We start from the raw sequence: 16,182 nt of genomic DNA, 5'->3' as shown, positions 1-16,182 counted from the left end.
TGTTAAAAATCCTAATATCGAAATCCTAAATCCTAAACAAATCCGAAATTCAAAAACCAAAACCGTCACTTTCAGGTAAATTAGAACGTTTAACTATTCGAGATTAGAATTTGTTTAGAGTTTCGATATTAGGATTTAGGATTTTTTCATTGCATACACTTGCTTGTGTAACATCCGTAAGGAAAGTAGCAGGACAGGCAGCACTCGTTGCTGCCTGTCTCGTTTGGTGGGTGAGCGGTTTCTGTTTTGCACAGATTCCCGCCGTCGGTTCTTCTTCCCGCGACGATGTTTTGCATCATGCGCAGGAGTGGGAAATGATTCGCTCGGTTCATACGTCGCGACATGTTTTGCATGATGCTTCAACTTCATTTCAGTTTAATGAAGACGCGGAATTCAGTTTCAATCTTCTTGCCGCGACATTTGAAGAACAGGATTACGAAGCGGCGTACGGAGAGGCAAGCACATTTCTTTTTCAGTTCCCGAACGATGCACAACGACTCAATGCGTTGTACATGCAGGGAGTCAGCGCATTTCAAACGGGACGAATTGATTCCGCGCTCAGTTCACTCAATACGTTTCTCGCTCAGGCAACAGATCACCCACGACAGGGCATTGCTTCATATTGGCGTGCGAGATGCTTCCTTGAGAAACGTGATTGGCAATCCGCTTTAGCAGATTTCAAGCAATGTTATGACGATACTTCCTTGCAGAGTCACCGGGATGATGCATTGCTCGGTTGGTCGGTTGCATTGGAACGACACGGAGAGTATGCACAAGCGTTGAGTAATCTTCAAAAATTTCTCAACGAATTTCCTTCAAGCGATTTGCTGAACGATGTCCGGCTTCGGTTAGCATCTCTTTCGTTGCGTCAGGGAGATGCACGCGGCGCGTTGATTCTGCTTCAGGAAACAAAAACGCCTTACCGTTCTCAGCGGGAAGAATCGTTGCTCTTGCGCGCCGAGGCAAATTTTCAAATGGGATTTTATGACAGCGCCCGCGTTCGTTACGAGCGTTTGCTGAAAGATTTTCCTGCAAGTCCGTACGCACGGAAAGCGCGGTACGGCTTGGCGTGGACTCTACTCAAACTCGGAAACACCGCAGATGCACAGGAAGAGTTTGACCTGCTTGGAAATGGCGGCGACACACTTGCGATTACTGCCGCGTATCAAAACGCAATCGTCTCGCTTCTGTATGGCGATAATAAAAATGCAACGTCGCGTCTCGATTCGTTCGTGACAATGTATCCGTATGAAACTGTTTCCGATAACGCGTACTACCAACTCGGCGTGGTTGCATATCGAACACAAAAATACCGGGACGCACGAAAATATTTTCAACTTGCCGCACGGTTGTTTCCCGAAAGCGAACTGAGGCTTCAATCATACTACATGCTCGGCGAAGCGTGCATGGCGCTGAGTGATTTCTCCAACGCGCAACATTCATTCTCGCAAGTGCGAAAGTTGAACGCGCCCGACAGTTTGCTTGCAACCGCGATGTTTCAGGAAGGCGTCGCGCTCTATCATCTCGGAAGATTCAAAACAAGTTCCGAACGCTTCACCGAATTTCTCAGACAATTTCCCAAGCACGCGTTAACGGCGGAAGGTTACGTTTGGAAAGGAGAAGCGTTGTATCAGGATTACCGATTTGATGAAGCAGAGCGCGCATACGCCGATGCGTTACGGCTCTTCCCGAATAATCTGCAACGACAGGGTGCGTTGTACGGAGTTGCGTGGACGCAGTTCGAGCAGAAAAAATTCAGCAAGGCGGTGGAATCGTTTGAACAGTTCATCAAGTCGTATCCGCAAAGCGAACACCGGCTCGATGCTTCATTGAGAAAAGCAGATTGTTATTTTTTCCTTGGTGAGTATTCGAAGTCGGAAGAGTTGTATGCCTCGCTCGCTTTCGAAAAGAAAGACGGACGCTATGTCGAGTATGCAGCGTTTCAAATAGCAATGTCATACATTCAACGCGGCGACAACGAACGGGGTATCGAACACTTGCGTGGTTTCCTCAGCCGCTTCACGAATTCGATTTACAACGAAGTCGTACAGTTCAACATCGCGTGGACATTCTTCTCGAAAGAACAATTCGCCGATGCGTTGAAAGAGTTTCAATCATTGCTCAAAGCGTATCCTGAAAGTCAGTTACTGCCGCGTGTCTTTTTCAACATGGGTGACGCGTTTTACAACACGCAATCGTACGACAGTGCAAGAGTCTATTACACAAACGTGCTTGAGCAGTTTCCGCAAAGCCCGCTTGCGACCGATGCACTTTCCGGTTTGGAGTTCACTTACCGAGCCGAAGGGCGACCGGCGGAAGCACTCAAAGCAATCGAAAAATTTGCAAGTACTAAACCGACCGGTGCATCGCAGGAAGTGTTGTTGTTGAAAAAAGCAGACATTCTTTTTGACCAAGGAGATTTTGCCTCGGCGATTGCCGAGTATCAGCGCGTCCTTTCGCTCAAACCGGACAGAACTCAGCAAGCGAAAGCAATGCAACAACTCGGTCGTGCGTACGAACTTGAAAACAATCTTGCACAGGCGATTTCATATTACCAACAAATCGTGGCTAATTTTTCTGATGCTGATGCCGCGCCGTCAGTCAGTCTTTCGCTCGGACTCGCGTACATCAAAACAAAACAATTTGCTCAGGCGAAAGAAATCTTCGGCAGTTTCGGAACGAAGTTTCCAACATCCTCGCTCCTTTCGGAAGCCCGGTTTCAACACGGCATGACGTTTCTTCATTTGAAAGATACGACGGCGGGATTCAATCAGTTTCAGTCGGTGGTGAGTCAGCACCCGACAGATATTTTTGCCGAACGAAGCCGCTTGCAGATTGCAAAATATCATCAGCGGAAGAAACAATATCAGGCATCGCTCGATACGCTTGAAGGAATTGTCACGCGCCGCAACGATGACCTCGCCGCGGAAGCGTTGCTCATCATGGGAGAAGATTATTTGTTGATGAAACGGAACGGCGACGCGTTGCAGGCGTTTCTCGATGTTGTTGAACAATACACGGAGTTTCAGTTGCTTGTCGAGCGGGCAAAGTTAGGCGCGGGCGAAAGTTATACGCGCCTGCAGGAAAAATCGAAAGCAAAAAAAATGTATCAGGAAATTGTCAACGCGCCGATTGACCCTGAAATGAAAAAGGATGCACAGGAACGACTCAGGAGACTCAAATGAACCGCTCTCTGCTCTATGCTCTACGCTCTTTGTCATTTGTCATTTGTCATTTGTCATTCGGGTTGATTGGATTTGCGCAAGCACCGGACACGACGGGACAGGGAATGCCGAAGTTGGATATTCCTGAAATTACTATCGTCGGGAAGAAAGCGATTACGCTTCCGTTTGCCCGCAAGGGAGAAGTGTTTGATGTGAAATTGTTTCAGCCGCCCGCGCCGGATTCTTCGTTACTTGGCGAGCGACTTTCGTCCTCGCTTCCCGTCGGTACGATGCCTAAAGAAGATGAACGGATTCAGCCGCTTCATGCTTCGGCGGAAGGCGCGTTCGGAAGTTTTTCAACAGGCAAACTCAACGCATTTCTTGATTACCGAAAGGGCGGATGGAATTTTTCTGGTCATAGCGGATTCGCTTCGACGGAAGGACATATGGACAATGCAAAAGCATCTTCGTTCGCGGCGGACGTGAACGCGCAAACATTATTGCTGACCGATAACGACGCGCTGAAGAACTTGCAACTCTCTCTCGGAACTTCGCTTCTGACAGAAACCTACGGAATGTTTGCCTACCCCGATGTTGAACGAAGCCGTCAAAACTTTCAACTCATGTCATCGCTCGGCACGCTTGACCGGCGAGGACTGACGCTTGACCTTGCACTCAACACAAATGTTTGGAATGTGAAAGACAAACTTCCTGCTTTGGAAGAAGAAATTACCGCCGTCTCTCCGACACTCACAGCCGCGTTCGCGACGACGGTTGGCAAGTTTCGATGGACGAATGATTTGTCGTTCAGCAGTATCTCGCTTGATTATTCAATGCCGACGCAATCCGTGACACTGTTTCATTTTACAAGTTCTGTTCGATGGAATATTTCTTCTTCATGGACGACAACACTCGGAGTACTCTTTGCTGATGGTTCCGATGTACTTGGAACAAGTAGGAGTTTACTGCTTCCAACCGCTACGCTTGAATGGAATATCAAGCAAGAGCAACAACTTCGCTTTTGGTGGAAGCCGGAGATGCGGTTGACTTCATATGATGAACAGGTTCGGATGAATCCGTATTTACTCCGTGAGATTGGATTACAACCGGAACGAACTCCCGTCAACGTCGGAGCGACATTCTCGACTTCACAGAATGTATATTCTGTCGAAGCAGGCATTTCGTTCGCCTTGACATCAAACAAAGCAATTACGCTTGCCGACAGCGGAAGGGTTTGGCTCGATTTTGTTGAAGCAACACAAACAAAGTTTGAATTACGCGGACAATTGAAACCATCCGAAAGTTTCAGGTTGCATGCTTCGGGCATTGTTCAGCCGACATTTGAAAGCGGTTCGAGCGGGCAACTTCCCATGATTCCGCTTGTCAAATTTCAGGCAAAAGGAGAATACGATTTGAAACAACCGCTTACTCTGTGGGCTTCGCTTGATTATCAGAGCGTAAGAAATGCAGACAGCGCAGCAACGCGCCAACTCGACGGAGCGCTTCTGCTCGGTATCGGCGCATCAACTACGCTCGTTCCCCGCACCTCCCTCTCGCTCAGTGTAAACAACCTGCTTGATACGAAGTATGATTGGTGGTATTGGTACGCCGCGCCGGGAATTCAATTCTCGCTTGAAGCAAAAGTGAACTTGCGATGAAGCCCGTATCTTCCGTTCTTGAAATGCAGCGAACGGCGGATTCCGTTCGTCTGCAAGGAAAACGCATTGGCGTTGTTCCGACGATGGGGTACCTTCACGAAGGACATCTCTCGCTCATCCGCATCGCAAAGCAACATGCGGATGTTGTTATCACAACCATTTTTGTCAATCCGCTGCAGTTCGCACCGTATGAAGATTTTTCCCGCTACCCGCGCGATATTGAACGCGATTCACGCATGGCAGAAGAAGCGGGAACGGATTTTTTGTTCATCCCGGAACAGAATGAAATGTACTCGGCACAACATCTGACGTACGTTCAGACCGAATCGCTGACGGAAGTGTTGGAAGGAAAAATCCGCCCCGGACATTTTCGAGGAGTCACAACCGTAGTGGCAAAACTTTTCAACATCACAAAACCACATGTTGCTGTGTTCGGGCAGAAAGATGCACAGCAAGCATTGCTGATTCAACAGATGGTTCGCGATTTGAATTTCGATATTGAATTGGTCATCGCACCGATAGTTCGCGAGCCGGATGGTTTGGCAATGAGTTCACGAAATGTCTATCTCAATCCTGAAGAACGAAAACAGAGTGTGGCTCTTTCTCAATCATTGAAGAGGACAGAAGAATTGATTGCAGGAGGTGAACGGAATTGCAAGCACATCAAAGCTGAAATGACAAAGCTCATCAGTTCACAGCCGTTATCAGAGATTGATTACCTTTCTATCGCTGACACTTCAACATTGCATGAGTTTGACCAACTCACAAGCGGAACAACCGCCCTTATTTCGATTGCCGTTCGATTCGGCAAGACGAGATTAATTGATAACACCATCGTTCGTATATCATGAGTGTGTTGCCGAAACGTCATTGCGAGTCATGCTTTAGCATGGCGAAGCAATCCCCCGAATTGAGATTTAATGAACATGTCGGGAGATTGCTTCGTCATCCCATAAATGGGATTTCTCGCAATGACTCTTTCGGAAATATTGCCACACGTATTTCATAACCAACGAAAGGTTTTTCTATGCCCATCGAACTTGTTCGCACACCGCCGTTAGCCGTTGTCATTCTTGCCGCAGGAAAAGGGAAACGAATGAATAATCCAGACCTGGCAAAAGTCATGAACGAACTGCACGGTAAACCGATGATTGAGTATGTGCTTTCGGTCGCTAATAAACTTCAACCGAAACGGGTGTTGCTAGTTGTTGGGTGGCAGAAGCAGAACATTGTGGATTTTGTTTCTTCCCTGTTCCCCGCCATTGAGTTTGTCGAACAGCGGGAACAGTTAGGAACAGGACACGCCGTGCTTCAATCAAAAGAAGCGTTGCAAAATTTTGAAGGAGATGTTCTTGTTCTCTCCGGCGATGTTCCTCTGCTGACCGAGCAAACCGTGAAAGCGCTTGTCGGCTTTCATCAAACAAGCGAAGCAGATGCGACGATACTGACGGCAGAACTCAACGACCCGACCGGCTATGGGCGCATCATCAGGAACAAAGACGGAACCGTAAAGAAAATTGTCGAGCAGAAAGACGCATCAAAAAAAGAACAGGCAATCACGGAAATCAATTCGGGAATTTATGTCTTCAACAAGCAGAAGTTGTTCGAGACGCTCGCGCTCATTACGCCGGACAACGCGCAGAGCGAGTATTACCTGACCGATGTATTTGAACATTTCCGGAACAACCAACAGCATGTCGCCGCGGTGAAAGCGATTGACGCGCAGGAAATCCTCGGCATCAACGATGTGAACCAATTGGAAAATGCCAAGCGGGCGTTGGCGGCAAGAATATCTGCTTGAATATTGGGATGAATTGTTTTACATTTGTGAAGTAATATGACTTTTCAGGTATGAATAATAAATACACATACTATAATGCAAATCGCACATAGAATAACAATTGACAATAATATTCGGTTCGGTAAACCTGTTATAACGGGGACACGTGTTCCTGTTGACCTCATCGTCGGGAAACTTGCAGGAGGAATGACGTACAACGAAGTAATGACTGAATATGAAATTTCGCTTGAGGATATATTAGCTGTGTTGGATTATGCCGCCAAGGTTCTTTCTGAAGAACATTACCTCGCTGCGAGCTAATGATTTGTTTTGTCATTGACGAAGACATGCCTCGTTCAACGGGAAAAATCCTTGAGCAAAATGGTTATCAGGCAAAAGATATTCGGGATTATGGACTCCGTGGTTCGTCTGATGAGATAATTTATGAATTTGCTCAAAGAGAGAAATCCGTAATCCTCACCGGTGATAAAGGGTTTGGGAATATATCCCGAATACCAATCGGCACGCATTGTGGAATCGTGCTGACTCGTTTTCCGAACGATATGCCTACCGACGAAATCAATAGACACATTATTGAAAAACTGAGTAAACTTGAAGAAAAGGATTTCAAGGGAAACCTGATTGTTATAGATTCAGAAAAAATCAGAATCAGAAACAGATGAATCGTTCATTTTCAAGGAACTCTAACTTTCAATTCATGTGTTTGACTATCACCTCCAATTTCACTATACTTATACCGGTTTTAGAAGTTTAACAATGAAACAATTCCTCTTTTTCATCATTCTTGTGGCTTTTTGCACGGCGGTTTCGTCGGCGCAGTTCCGTGCAAACTCGGAGCCGAGCGTTTCGCAGTCGCTCGTGCATCCTTCGGCAAGCATCAACGGTTTTCTCGGTTTGCTCAACCCGGAGAACTTTCTTATGCGGCACAACGTCTCGCTCAATTATATGTCGTTCGGCGGGACAAGTCTATCGTTAGCATCGTACACGAACAGCATGATGTACAAAATCAGCAGCGACCTGAACCTGCGCGCAGACATTACGTTGCAAGGTTCGCCGTTTGGAAACGGTGGTGCGTACTCGCAAAACAATCTTAACAAATTATTTCTCAGCCGCGCCGAGTTGAATTACCGCCCGTCGGAAAATTTCTTTCTCCAACTTCAGTACCGGGAACTGCCAATGAATTATTGGGGCTCGTATCCGTATTCTCCCTACTCACGATTTTTTGGAGACGAATAACAGACGTTGCTATACAGGGGCTTTCTTTTTCAGGTTTCCCGAAAGGGTCGCAAACCTTTCTTGCCGGGTTGTTCCCGAATTGTGAACGACTCGGTTTTTTATTCCCGTTTCGCTTGTTAAACTTCTGATGGAACCACACACAGAAATTCCGACAGAGCAACCGTCCGCGCCCGAAAACAATTCGGGCAAAAAGATGTTGCTCTTTTTGCTGAATATTGTCATCGCCATTCTTCTCGTCGCGACGGGATATTTTGGTCATAAATTTTTCGACCGGTTTTTTCCGCCGAAACAACCTATACAGGTTACAGAGCAAAAAAAAGAACCGCCGCGACCGACAGAAGTTCTCCAAGTAGATGTGCTGAACGGTTGCGGAGAGAAAGGTGTCGCATCGCGCTTCACAAACTTTCTCCGTGCGAAAGGGTACGATGTTGTCGAGATGAAGAACTACAAAACATCGAGCATCCCGCGCACGCTCGTCATTGACCGGATGGGAAACATGAAGCCGGCACGCGACATCGCCGAACTGCTCGGCGTTGCCGACACAAATATTTTACAACAACTCAACCCCGATTATTTCGTTGATGTCTCCGTCGTCATCGGGGAAGATTTTTATGAACTCACTCCACCCAAAGAAAAAAAGTAAAGGACAGAGAATTTGAGAACGAAAACATTTGCCAAACGCATTGCTCAACTCGCTCACACGAAGAAAGCCGCCGATGTCATCATCATGGATGTGCGTGAAGTGACCGACGTTGCGGATTATTTTGTCGTTTGTTCTGCTGATTCGGACACGCAGGCGAAGGCGGTCGCCGACGCAATCATGGACGGGACGGAAAAACTCGGTGAGTTAGCCTGGCATCGCGAAGGTCTTGCCAACCGTCAGTGGATTGTGCTGGATTATGTTGATGTTGTGGCTCATATTTTTCTGAAAGAAGTACGAAAGCATTACGCATTGGAAAAACTCTGGGGCGACGCAACGGTCGAGGCGATTGAAGACAAACCGAAAGTGAAACGCGCTCCGCGCAAGAAAAAATCGGAAGAATGAAAGAATACCTGAAAGAACACGTAACTTCCGCGCTTGCAATTCTTTGCCCGGGAAGCGACATCATTCCTTCGTTTGAAAAACCGCGAAATCCTGAACACGGAGATTTGACCACCAACGTTGCCATGACGGCGGCAAAGCAAGCGAAAACCGCTCCGCGTCCATTCGCTCAAAAAATTATTGACAATCTCCATCTTGATTCTTCACTTGTTGAGAAGATTGAAATTGCCGGACCCGGATTTATTAATTTCAAATTCACTGAGAATGTAGTGAGAACATCGTTGCAGGAAATTCTCCGACAGGAAAAGAATTTCGGGCGACACAGTATTGCAAACGGAAAGAAAACGCAAGTCGAGTTTGTCAGCGCGAATCCGACGGGACCATTGACGGTCGGTCATGGTCGCGGAGCGGTGTACGGTGATACGATTTCCCGCTTGCTTGAGTGGACGGGTCATAATGTTACACGTGAATATTATTTCAACAATGCGGGACGGCAGATGCGCATTCTCGGCGACTCCGTCCGGCTTCGTTATTTGCAATTACTTGGCGATACGATTGAGTTTCCTGAAGATTATTATCAGGGAGAATACATCAAAGACATTGCTCAGACATTGGTGAATGAACATGGCGACAAATTAAGAAATGAACCCGCTGAAGGGCTCTTCAAACAGCAGGCAGAGAAAGATATTTTTGCAGATATCAAAAAGACGCTGAAGTCAATCGGTGTTGTGCATGATGTCTTCTCGAATGAGAACGAACTGTATGAAACCGGAAAAGTAAAAGAAGTAATTGAAGAACTTCGCTCGAAGGAATTGGCGTACGATTTGGAAGGCGCGGTTTGGTTCAAAGCGACACAATTCGGAAGCGAAAAGGATAAAGTCATCGTCAAAAGCACGGGCGAACCGACATATCGTCTGCCGGACATTGCTTACCATCGGGAAAAAATTCGGCGCGGCTTTGAATTGATAGTTGATGTTCTCGGCGCTGATCATGTTGCAACGTATCCCGATGTTCTTGCAGGATTAACCGCTCTCGGTTATGACCCTTCCTGTGTGAAAGTTCCGATTCATCAGTTCGTGACGATTGTGCAGAACGGCGAAGTTGTAAAAATGTCAACCCGGAAAGCGAATTTTGTTACGCTCGATGAATTGATTGCTGAAGTTGGCGCGGATGTCGTGCGCTACTTCTTCATCATGCGAAGCATTGACAGTCATTTGAATTTTGACCTCGGACTTGCGAAGAAACAATCGGATGAAAACCCGGTCTATTATCTTCAATATGCTCATGCGCGGATTGCAAGCATCATTCGCCATGCTGAAAGCGTTGGGATTGATAGAAACGTTCCGGCGGATTTATTGTTGTTGAATCAAGCCGAAGAAATTTCGTTGATGAAAAAACTTGCAGACTTTCCCGACATTGTTGAGTCGTGTGCCGCGACGTTCGAGCCGCACCGGCTTGCTGATTATCTTCACGATGTCGCCGGGCAGTTTCATAAGTTTTATCACTTCCACAAAGTTGTTACGGAAGATATTCCCTTGACGGCGGCGCGCATGTCACTTTGTCTTGCAACGAAGATTGTTCTTGCAAACGGATTTTCTATTCTGGGAATCTCCGCGCCGGAGAGAATGTAGAGACCCTGTCGCAACAATCATTAGTCAACAATTTTATAACAAAGACAACTAAACACTTTATCGTCATGCCGAATTTGTTTCGGCATCTATGCGGGATAGACCCCGAAACAAGTTCGGGGTGACGAATTATTAGTTTAGAGTTTCTATCACACAAGTTTTAACATATCAAACACAAATAATACAGAAGCAAACATGAAAACAGTAAAACAACAACTACGATTAAATTCATTTTCCGATTTGAAAAAACTTCTTCCAAGTACGTCGAAGGATTACTCCCCGGATATTTTTCTTCAGAAGAGTCACAAACATGATGGCAAAGGAAAGTCCGTCCGCGTGTTCATAGACAAAAGCGGACGACGGGGGAAGACCGTAACGGTCGTTTCGGGTTTTCAACATAATCCTCAGACGATTGAAGAAATTGCAAAAATCCTCAAGCAGCATTGCGGCGCAGGCGGTACGGTAAAAGAACGGGAAATTGAAATTCAGGGAGAACAAGGCGACCGCGTGAGTGAAAAACTCAGGGAACTGAATTATATCGTCAAATAATTTTTACTTCATCAAAAGAATCTGGTCTGATTTCAACCGTACAGTTGAAATCAGACCTTTTTTTTCTTATCTTCTCAGCGATTGAAACACTCAGCAAACGTATTTATCAGCCGCCAACCATTTCGGTTTCGACTCACGGGCAGGCATAGTTCTTTTCTCTTGACTGTGCTTACCGGCTGTGTGTTTCTTGTGTTGCTGTCATCCTGTATGCGTGAACAAAAAAAACGAGTAACTTCGAAAGATGAATTGCTGCCGTTCCTGGATACGCTCGAACGGCGATACGAAGCCGCGTGCGTTGCGATGGGAGCTGCGAACTGGCACAGTTATGCAAAAGACAGTTCGTACGACCTCAACGCCGCGAAGGCGCAGTTCTCTGAAATATTTCTTGACACATCGCTTCGCAACATCATCTATGAATGGCTGAATATTTCCGGCTCGCTTGCCGATAAACATCTCGAACGAAGATTGGAACTCTGGAAACGATGTTTCATCGGGGGCGGAATTTATGCCGACCCGGAGATTGCGCGGCAAGAAAACTCTCTACAGGAAAAGATCACCAATTTTAAACTGACCCATCAAGGACAACCAACGACTCGCGCAAAAGCAAGCAATGCGTTACGTCAGGAGAAACGTCAGGCAAAACGAAAAGCATTATGGGGCGTTCCGGGACAAATCTCCAAGGCAACACTCAACGACCTCGTCGAACTTGTTCAACTGCGAAACGCGAAAGCCAAAGACGAAGGATTTCCGAATTATTATTCGCTCTCGCTCTATCTTCATTCGATTGATGAAATGTGGTTGGTTAATACTCTTAACTCGCTTGAGGAGCGAACACGCCCGTTGCTCGATAGTTTCATTTCTACATCAAAGAAGAAACACAGAATAAAAAAGTTTGGTCCATGGGATTTTGATTATGTTCTGCGCGAAGCCGCATCACTTCCCGATAAATATTTCCCGGCAGATTCCGTTTTCAAAGTGATTCATCAGTTTGAAAAAGAAATTGGTTTCGCTGTTGATAGTCTCCCAATCAAAGAAGTAGTGAAAGATATTCCCTACGGTGGATTAAGTCTTGCAATCAAAATTCCGAAAGACTCCCGCTTTCTGGTAAATCCGACAAAGGGAAAAGGATTTTTTGGTGTTGCATTCCATGAGTACGGTCATTCACTCAAGGCGGTTCACACGAATGTCGAGTTTCCGATTATGAAGGGATACGAGTGGATTCCCGGTGCTCAGTGCGCGGCGTACGAAGAAGGCGTTGCCGAGATGCATGCCGAATTCACGGAAGACACGATGTGGATTAAGACCTACACCAAAGTCAAAGAGAAAGAACTTGCAAAGTATATCGAAGGACGAAGTTTGCCCGCTCTCTTCCGCCTGCGACGGTTGTTAAAAGATTTCTTCATCGAGTATGAGATGTACAAAAATCCGACACAGGATTTGGCGGCGCTTGAGCGGGAGATGTTCAAAAAATATTTGCTCGTTGAACTTGATTCAACCGAACAACATCAATTCGCTTCGTCCATCTGGTATGTTTCGTACCCGTGCTATTACCAAAATTATATTCTTGCCGCGATGATTGCCACACAACTGCAAGAAGCGATGTCGAGCAAGTTCGGTGAAGAAAAATTGCACAGCAAGAAAATCGCCGCATGGATGAAAAAACATTTGTACGCCTCCGGCGAAACGACGGAATGGATGGAGAGAATCCGTGACGCTTCCGGAAAAGGACTTGAACCCGGAGCGTACTTGCGTAAACTTGGAATTGAAATCAGTCAACACATTCATAAAGATTGAGTGGTATGAAACAACAACCTTCCAAACGAACGCCCAAACCCCCGCCCCGCACGCACAAAACAAAACCGCTCCCGCACGATAAATACAAAAGCATTTTCTACAATGCCATCGAAGGAATTTTTCAATCAACGCTTGACGGAAGACTCCTTACTGCGAATCCATCATTTGTGAAGATGCTCGGATACAAATCGCTCTCCGAGTTAAAAAAACGTCCGCTCATTGAAATATTTTTCAGCCCGAATGACCGGCGTTTGCTGACGAACGCGCTCAACAGCAAAGGGTTTGTTCATGATTTTGAATTACGGCTGAAACGGAAAGACGGGAAGGAAATTTTTGTCAGCGAGTCAAGCCGTCTTGTAAAAGACAGGAAAGGAATTCCGCAGTACATCGAAGGAATGATCCTCGACATCACGGAACGCAAACGAATTGAGGAACAACTTCACGCGGCGGAGCAAAACTATCAAAGTATTTTCAACAACGCTGTCGAAGGAATCTATCAATCCACACCGGACGGGACGTTGCTGACAGCAAACACGGCGTTTCTCACCATGCTCGGTTATGCAAGCATCGAGGAATTGGAGCGGGCTGATGTCAATCAGTTATACGTCAACCCGGAAGCGCGACTACTTTTTCGTGACAGGGTTGAAAAAGAAGGAGTTGTTACGGAGTTTGAACTTCAACTTCGCCACAACGATGGGAAAGTGATTACCGCGTTGCTCAACTCCCGTGCTGTCCGCAATGAAAAGGGCGAAACGCTTTACTATGAAGGAATCATTCAGGACATCACGCGGCGAAAAGCACAGGAAGAACAACTCCGGGTGCTGAACGCGCAGAAAGATAAATTTCTCAGCATCATCTCGCACGATTTGCGCGCGCCGTTCAACAGCATCTTGGGATTCTCCGAATTACTGTTGGACGAACTGAGTCCGCCGCCCCCCGAAGAGCAGAAAGAATTTGTCCGCTTCATCAATGAGGCGGCGAAGCAACAACTCCTGCTTCTCACGAACCTGCTTGATTGGTCACGCTTCGAAACGGGAAGAATGAGATTCTCGTTCAAGCCGGTGAATCTGAGCGATGTGGTCGGCAAGTGTATTATCGCGCTGTTCGGCAACGCGAAGAAAAAACGTATCGCGCTCTCGGCAACCGTTGACCCGTCGCTTGCAGTCTATGGAGATGAATATCTTCTTCAACAATTATTTACCAATCTGATTTCCAACGCCATCAAGTTCACGCCGGTTGATGGTTCTGTTACGATTGCAACACGCGGAGTGAAAAATCATTTCGTGACTGTCACCGTAAGCGATTCGGGAATCGGGATTTCCAAAGAAGACCAGCAGAAACTCTTCCGCATCGAAGCGAAACATACAACACGCGGAACAGAAGGCGAAGAAGGTTCGGGCTTGGGACTCGTTCTCTGTTCGGAAATTGTCGAAAAGCATGGCGGAACCATTTCGATTGAAAGTGAACCGGGAAAAGGAACGACATTCGTTTTCACGCTTCTCCTCCCGCGTAAAACAGTGCTTGTTGCTGAAGATGATAAAGCAGACCGCTTGCTCACCGTCCGTTTTATTGAACAATGTTTTCCTGATTATTCCGTCATCGAAGCATCCGAGGGAGAGACGGCGTTCAGATTAGCGTTGCAACATCTTCCTTCCGTTATTATCGCCGACTTTGTTATGCCGGTGATGGATGGTATCAAACTCATAAAAGAGTTACGGAAGAATCCTGCAACGAAAGGGATTCCTGTCATCAGTGTTACGTCGGTGCAATCGCAGGGAAGCGCGGCAGATTTACGCGCCGCCGGCGCGATTGAAGTGCTGTTAAAACCGTTCAGCAAATCGGAATTGTGCGCGGTGATGGAGAGGTTTGTAAAGTGAGGGTTTATTAGATGGAGTCCACCTGCGGGTGGACTCCATCTTGACGCAGTAACCTTGCGAAGGTTCCATCTGACGATTACGATATGTTGGAAAAAGAAATGTGTTAAAGAAATGTGTTGCTTCGTTGAGTGGTGTTCTGTATTTTCTTTCCGTGTTCCTGCGTGGTGTGGCCATAACAGCCCAAATTAACCTGCTTTGTCACAGCCTTTGCAAATAAGTGAGTGTGTAGTTTGTCACTGTTAGCTCCGACCATTTTCAAACGATTTCAATGCTCTTTTGAAGCCTGTAGAAGCCGTGACCATTACCCTCCATTTTAACAAAGCCTACCTCTAACAGATATTTGCCTTTCGGAATATCAAGAGTAATTGAGAACTTGTTTAATCGTTGTTGGACTTTGAACTTGTAGTCTCGGATTCTGTAAGCCTGACCTTCCCGATATTCGGTAAGCTCAACTCGTAGTACCTTTACGTCGTTAAGATTAAATGATTCTGAAAAACTGAGATACAAATCAAGTTTCTCTCCGGAGCGGTACTTGTCCGGTAAATACTTTACTTCAAAAAAATCTTCGGGCGGGTGAACAGTCCAGCTGGGAATTTCATACTCAGTGCGTTCATTAGGTTTAAGGGCGTCAAAGAGTTTGAATTCAAGTTCTTTATTGCGTCGTAATGCCAACTCAAAATTCGAAAGAGTAATCTGATACTCCTTTTGCTTCTGTACGAGAAGACGATTTAGACTGTCCAGTTTGGTTTGGTCAATATTTGCAAGCAATGAATCGGTTTGTGCCAGTCTTTGGTTGGCTTTGTTTAGAATGGTCTGCTGAACTGAATCAATTTTGTCATAGCCAAAGTATGCCAATATCGTAAATAGGATAGCTACCGAACTTCCCAATATCTTTAAACTACGTATGTACGCCTTGATGTCAACACGCACTTCAAATAACTCGTCTCTGAGTTTTTCAAAGTTTGATTGATCGTGCTCAGTTTCTTTAGCCATAATCTCTTTCTGGGTGGTTGGCAGTTAATAGTGTAAGTCCGCAATCGTAGTTGCATCTACTATCCCAACGCTGTATAATAAACGCTACCTTGCGTGTATTTCGTTTTTGAATACAATACTCATGACTTAATGTTCATACAAACCGCCGTAATGTATAGAAATGAATTCTGAATGTCAATGGGTTGAATATTTCAAAACCAATTTTCTTCTGTTTCAGGAAGTAGTAACAGTTTTTTTCGCCAACAACTTTTTCAAGTATGCCTTCTCCTCCGCGAAGGTCATGTTCATAATTTCCTTGCTCAATTGGTCGCGGATTTCGCGCATGGTTTTTACGGCATCAAAAACTTTTTCTTCTTTGTTTATTTCTCTTTTCATAACCCTGTTTCTGAAAAACTGTGTAAATGTACAGAATGAAATTCTGAAAGCCAAGAACTATTCCT

15 protein-coding genes are annotated in these 16,182 nt (G+C 46.0%); 13 read left to right on the top strand and 2 right to left on the bottom strand.

Translation table 11 applies throughout. From position 1 onward, the window contains the following. Positions 1–149 precede the first annotated feature (149 nt). From HY960_14635 to HY960_14575, 13 genes are all read left to right on the top strand, one after another. Positions 150–3,185: a tetratricopeptide repeat protein gene (locus tag HY960_14635; protein ID MBI5216988.1), complete on the top strand. Its 3,036-nt coding sequence runs from the start codon at positions 150–152 to the stop codon at positions 3,183–3,185. Next, entirely contained in the window at positions 3,182–4,822 is a 1,641-nt protein-coding gene (locus HY960_14630; GenBank protein MBI5216987.1) for a TonB-dependent receptor, read from the top strand. Before HY960_14635 ends, HY960_14630 begins: the two co-directional genes overlap by 4 nt. Then, the gene (locus HY960_14625; GenBank protein ID MBI5216986.1) at positions 4,819–5,673 is read left to right on the top strand and encodes a pantoate--beta-alanine ligase; all 855 of its coding nucleotides are present in this window, start codon (positions 4,819–4,821) and stop codon (positions 5,671–5,673) included. The genes HY960_14630 and HY960_14625 overlap by 4 nt, the downstream gene beginning before the upstream one ends. A 176-nt stretch (positions 5,674–5,849) precedes the next feature. Further along, the gene (locus HY960_14620) at positions 5,850–6,623 is read left to right on the top strand and encodes an NTP transferase domain-containing protein (GenBank protein MBI5216985.1); all 774 of its coding nucleotides are present in this window, start codon (positions 5,850–5,852) and stop codon (positions 6,621–6,623) included. 75 nt (positions 6,624–6,698) lie between these two features. Next, positions 6,699–6,923 carry a DUF433 domain-containing protein gene (locus HY960_14615; GenBank protein ID MBI5216984.1) on the top strand — a complete coding sequence of 75 codons (225 nt, stop codon included), beginning with the start codon at positions 6,699–6,701 and terminating at the stop codon, positions 6,921–6,923. Positions 6,924–6,949: 26 nt separating this feature from the next. Then, complete coding sequence (locus HY960_14610) at positions 6,950–7,285, top strand: DUF5615 family PIN-like protein (GenBank protein ID MBI5216983.1); 336 nt, start codon at positions 6,950–6,952, stop codon at positions 7,283–7,285. A 94-nt stretch (positions 7,286–7,379) separates the two neighbouring features. Beyond that, positions 7,380–7,859 carry a hypothetical protein gene (locus HY960_14605; GenBank protein ID MBI5216982.1) on the top strand — a complete coding sequence of 160 codons (480 nt, stop codon included), beginning with the start codon at positions 7,380–7,382 and terminating at the stop codon, positions 7,857–7,859. A gap of 127 nt (positions 7,860–7,986) precedes the next feature. Further along, complete coding sequence (locus tag HY960_14600; protein ID MBI5216981.1) at positions 7,987–8,502, top strand: LytR C-terminal domain-containing protein; 516 nt, start codon at positions 7,987–7,989, stop codon at positions 8,500–8,502. Positions 8,503–8,514: 12 nt separating this feature from the next. Next, positions 8,515–8,904, top strand: a complete 390-nt coding sequence (gene rsfS / locus HY960_14595) for a ribosome silencing factor (GenBank protein ID MBI5216980.1) — start codon at positions 8,515–8,517, stop codon at positions 8,902–8,904. Beyond that, positions 8,901–10,532, top strand: a complete 1,632-nt coding sequence (locus tag HY960_14590) for an arginine--tRNA ligase (protein ID MBI5216979.1) — start codon at positions 8,901–8,903, stop codon at positions 10,530–10,532. The genes rsfS and HY960_14590 overlap by 4 nt, the downstream gene beginning before the upstream one ends. A 192-nt stretch (positions 10,533–10,724) precedes the next feature. Continuing rightward, on the top strand, positions 10,725–11,078 hold the full coding sequence (locus HY960_14585) for a translation initiation factor (GenBank protein MBI5216978.1): 354 nt from the start codon (positions 10,725–10,727) through the stop codon (positions 11,076–11,078). 81 nt (positions 11,079–11,159) lie between these two features. Beyond that, complete coding sequence (locus HY960_14580) at positions 11,160–12,872, top strand: hypothetical protein (GenBank protein MBI5216977.1); 1,713 nt, start codon at positions 11,160–11,162, stop codon at positions 12,870–12,872. A 5-nt stretch (positions 12,873–12,877) separates the two neighbouring features. Then, positions 12,878–14,749 (top strand): PAS domain S-box protein, encoded by a 1,872-nt coding sequence (locus tag HY960_14575; protein MBI5216976.1) that lies wholly within the window; start codon positions 12,878–12,880, stop codon positions 14,747–14,749. Between the two features lie 255 nt (positions 14,750–15,004). On the opposite strand, the gene HY960_14570 is transcribed toward HY960_14575, so the two are convergent. Together HY960_14570 and HY960_14565 are read right to left on the bottom strand one after the other, a co-directional pair. Next, the gene (locus HY960_14570; GenBank protein MBI5216975.1) at positions 15,005–15,742 is read right to left on the bottom strand and encodes a hypothetical protein; all 738 of its coding nucleotides are present in this window, start codon (positions 15,740–15,742) and stop codon (positions 15,005–15,007) included. A gap of 213 nt (positions 15,743–15,955) precedes the next feature. Continuing rightward, the gene (locus HY960_14565; GenBank protein ID MBI5216974.1) at positions 15,956–16,117 is read right to left on the bottom strand and encodes a hypothetical protein; all 162 of its coding nucleotides are present in this window, start codon (positions 16,115–16,117) and stop codon (positions 15,956–15,958) included. Positions 16,118–16,182: the final 65 nt, after the last annotated feature.

The sequence above is a fragment of the Ignavibacteriota bacterium genome, from assembly GCA_016212665.1.
Lineage (GTDB): Bacteria > Bacteroidota > Ignavibacteria > UBA10030 > SZUA-254 > FW602-bin19.
The sequence above is the reverse complement of the archived record's forward strand: the minus strand, read 5'-3'. Positions and strand labels throughout refer to the sequence as shown.

Coding starts and splice junctions, on each gene's coding strand:
- HY960_14630 (MBI5216987.1), top strand. CDS start 3,182: ATGAACCGCTCTCTGCTCTATGCTCTACGCTCTTTGTCATTTGTCATT.
- HY960_14625 (MBI5216986.1), top strand. CDS start 4,819: ATGAAGCCCGTATCTTCCGTTCTTGAAATGCAGCGAACGGCGGATTCC.
- HY960_14620 (MBI5216985.1), top strand. CDS start 5,850: ATGCCCATCGAACTTGTTCGCACACCGCCGTTAGCCGTTGTCATTCTT.
- HY960_14615 (MBI5216984.1), top strand. CDS start 6,699: ATGCAAATCGCACATAGAATAACAATTGACAATAATATTCGGTTCGGT.
- HY960_14610 (MBI5216983.1), top strand. CDS start 6,950: ATGCCTCGTTCAACGGGAAAAATCCTTGAGCAAAATGGTTATCAGGCA.
- HY960_14605 (MBI5216982.1), top strand. CDS start 7,380: ATGAAACAATTCCTCTTTTTCATCATTCTTGTGGCTTTTTGCACGGCG.
- HY960_14600 (MBI5216981.1), top strand. CDS start 7,987: ATGGAACCACACACAGAAATTCCGACAGAGCAACCGTCCGCGCCCGAA.
- HY960_14590 (MBI5216979.1), top strand. CDS start 8,901: ATGAAAGAATACCTGAAAGAACACGTAACTTCCGCGCTTGCAATTCTT.
- HY960_14585 (MBI5216978.1), top strand. CDS start 10,725: ATGAAAACAGTAAAACAACAACTACGATTAAATTCATTTTCCGATTTG.
- HY960_14575 (MBI5216976.1), top strand. CDS start 12,878: ATGAAACAACAACCTTCCAAACGAACGCCCAAACCCCCGCCCCGCACG.
- HY960_14570 (MBI5216975.1), bottom strand. CDS start 15,742: ATGGCTAAAGAAACTGAGCACGATCAATCAAACTTTGAAAAACTCAGA.
- HY960_14565 (MBI5216974.1), bottom strand. CDS start 16,117: ATGAAAAGAGAAATAAACAAAGAAGAAAAAGTTTTTGATGCCGTAAAA.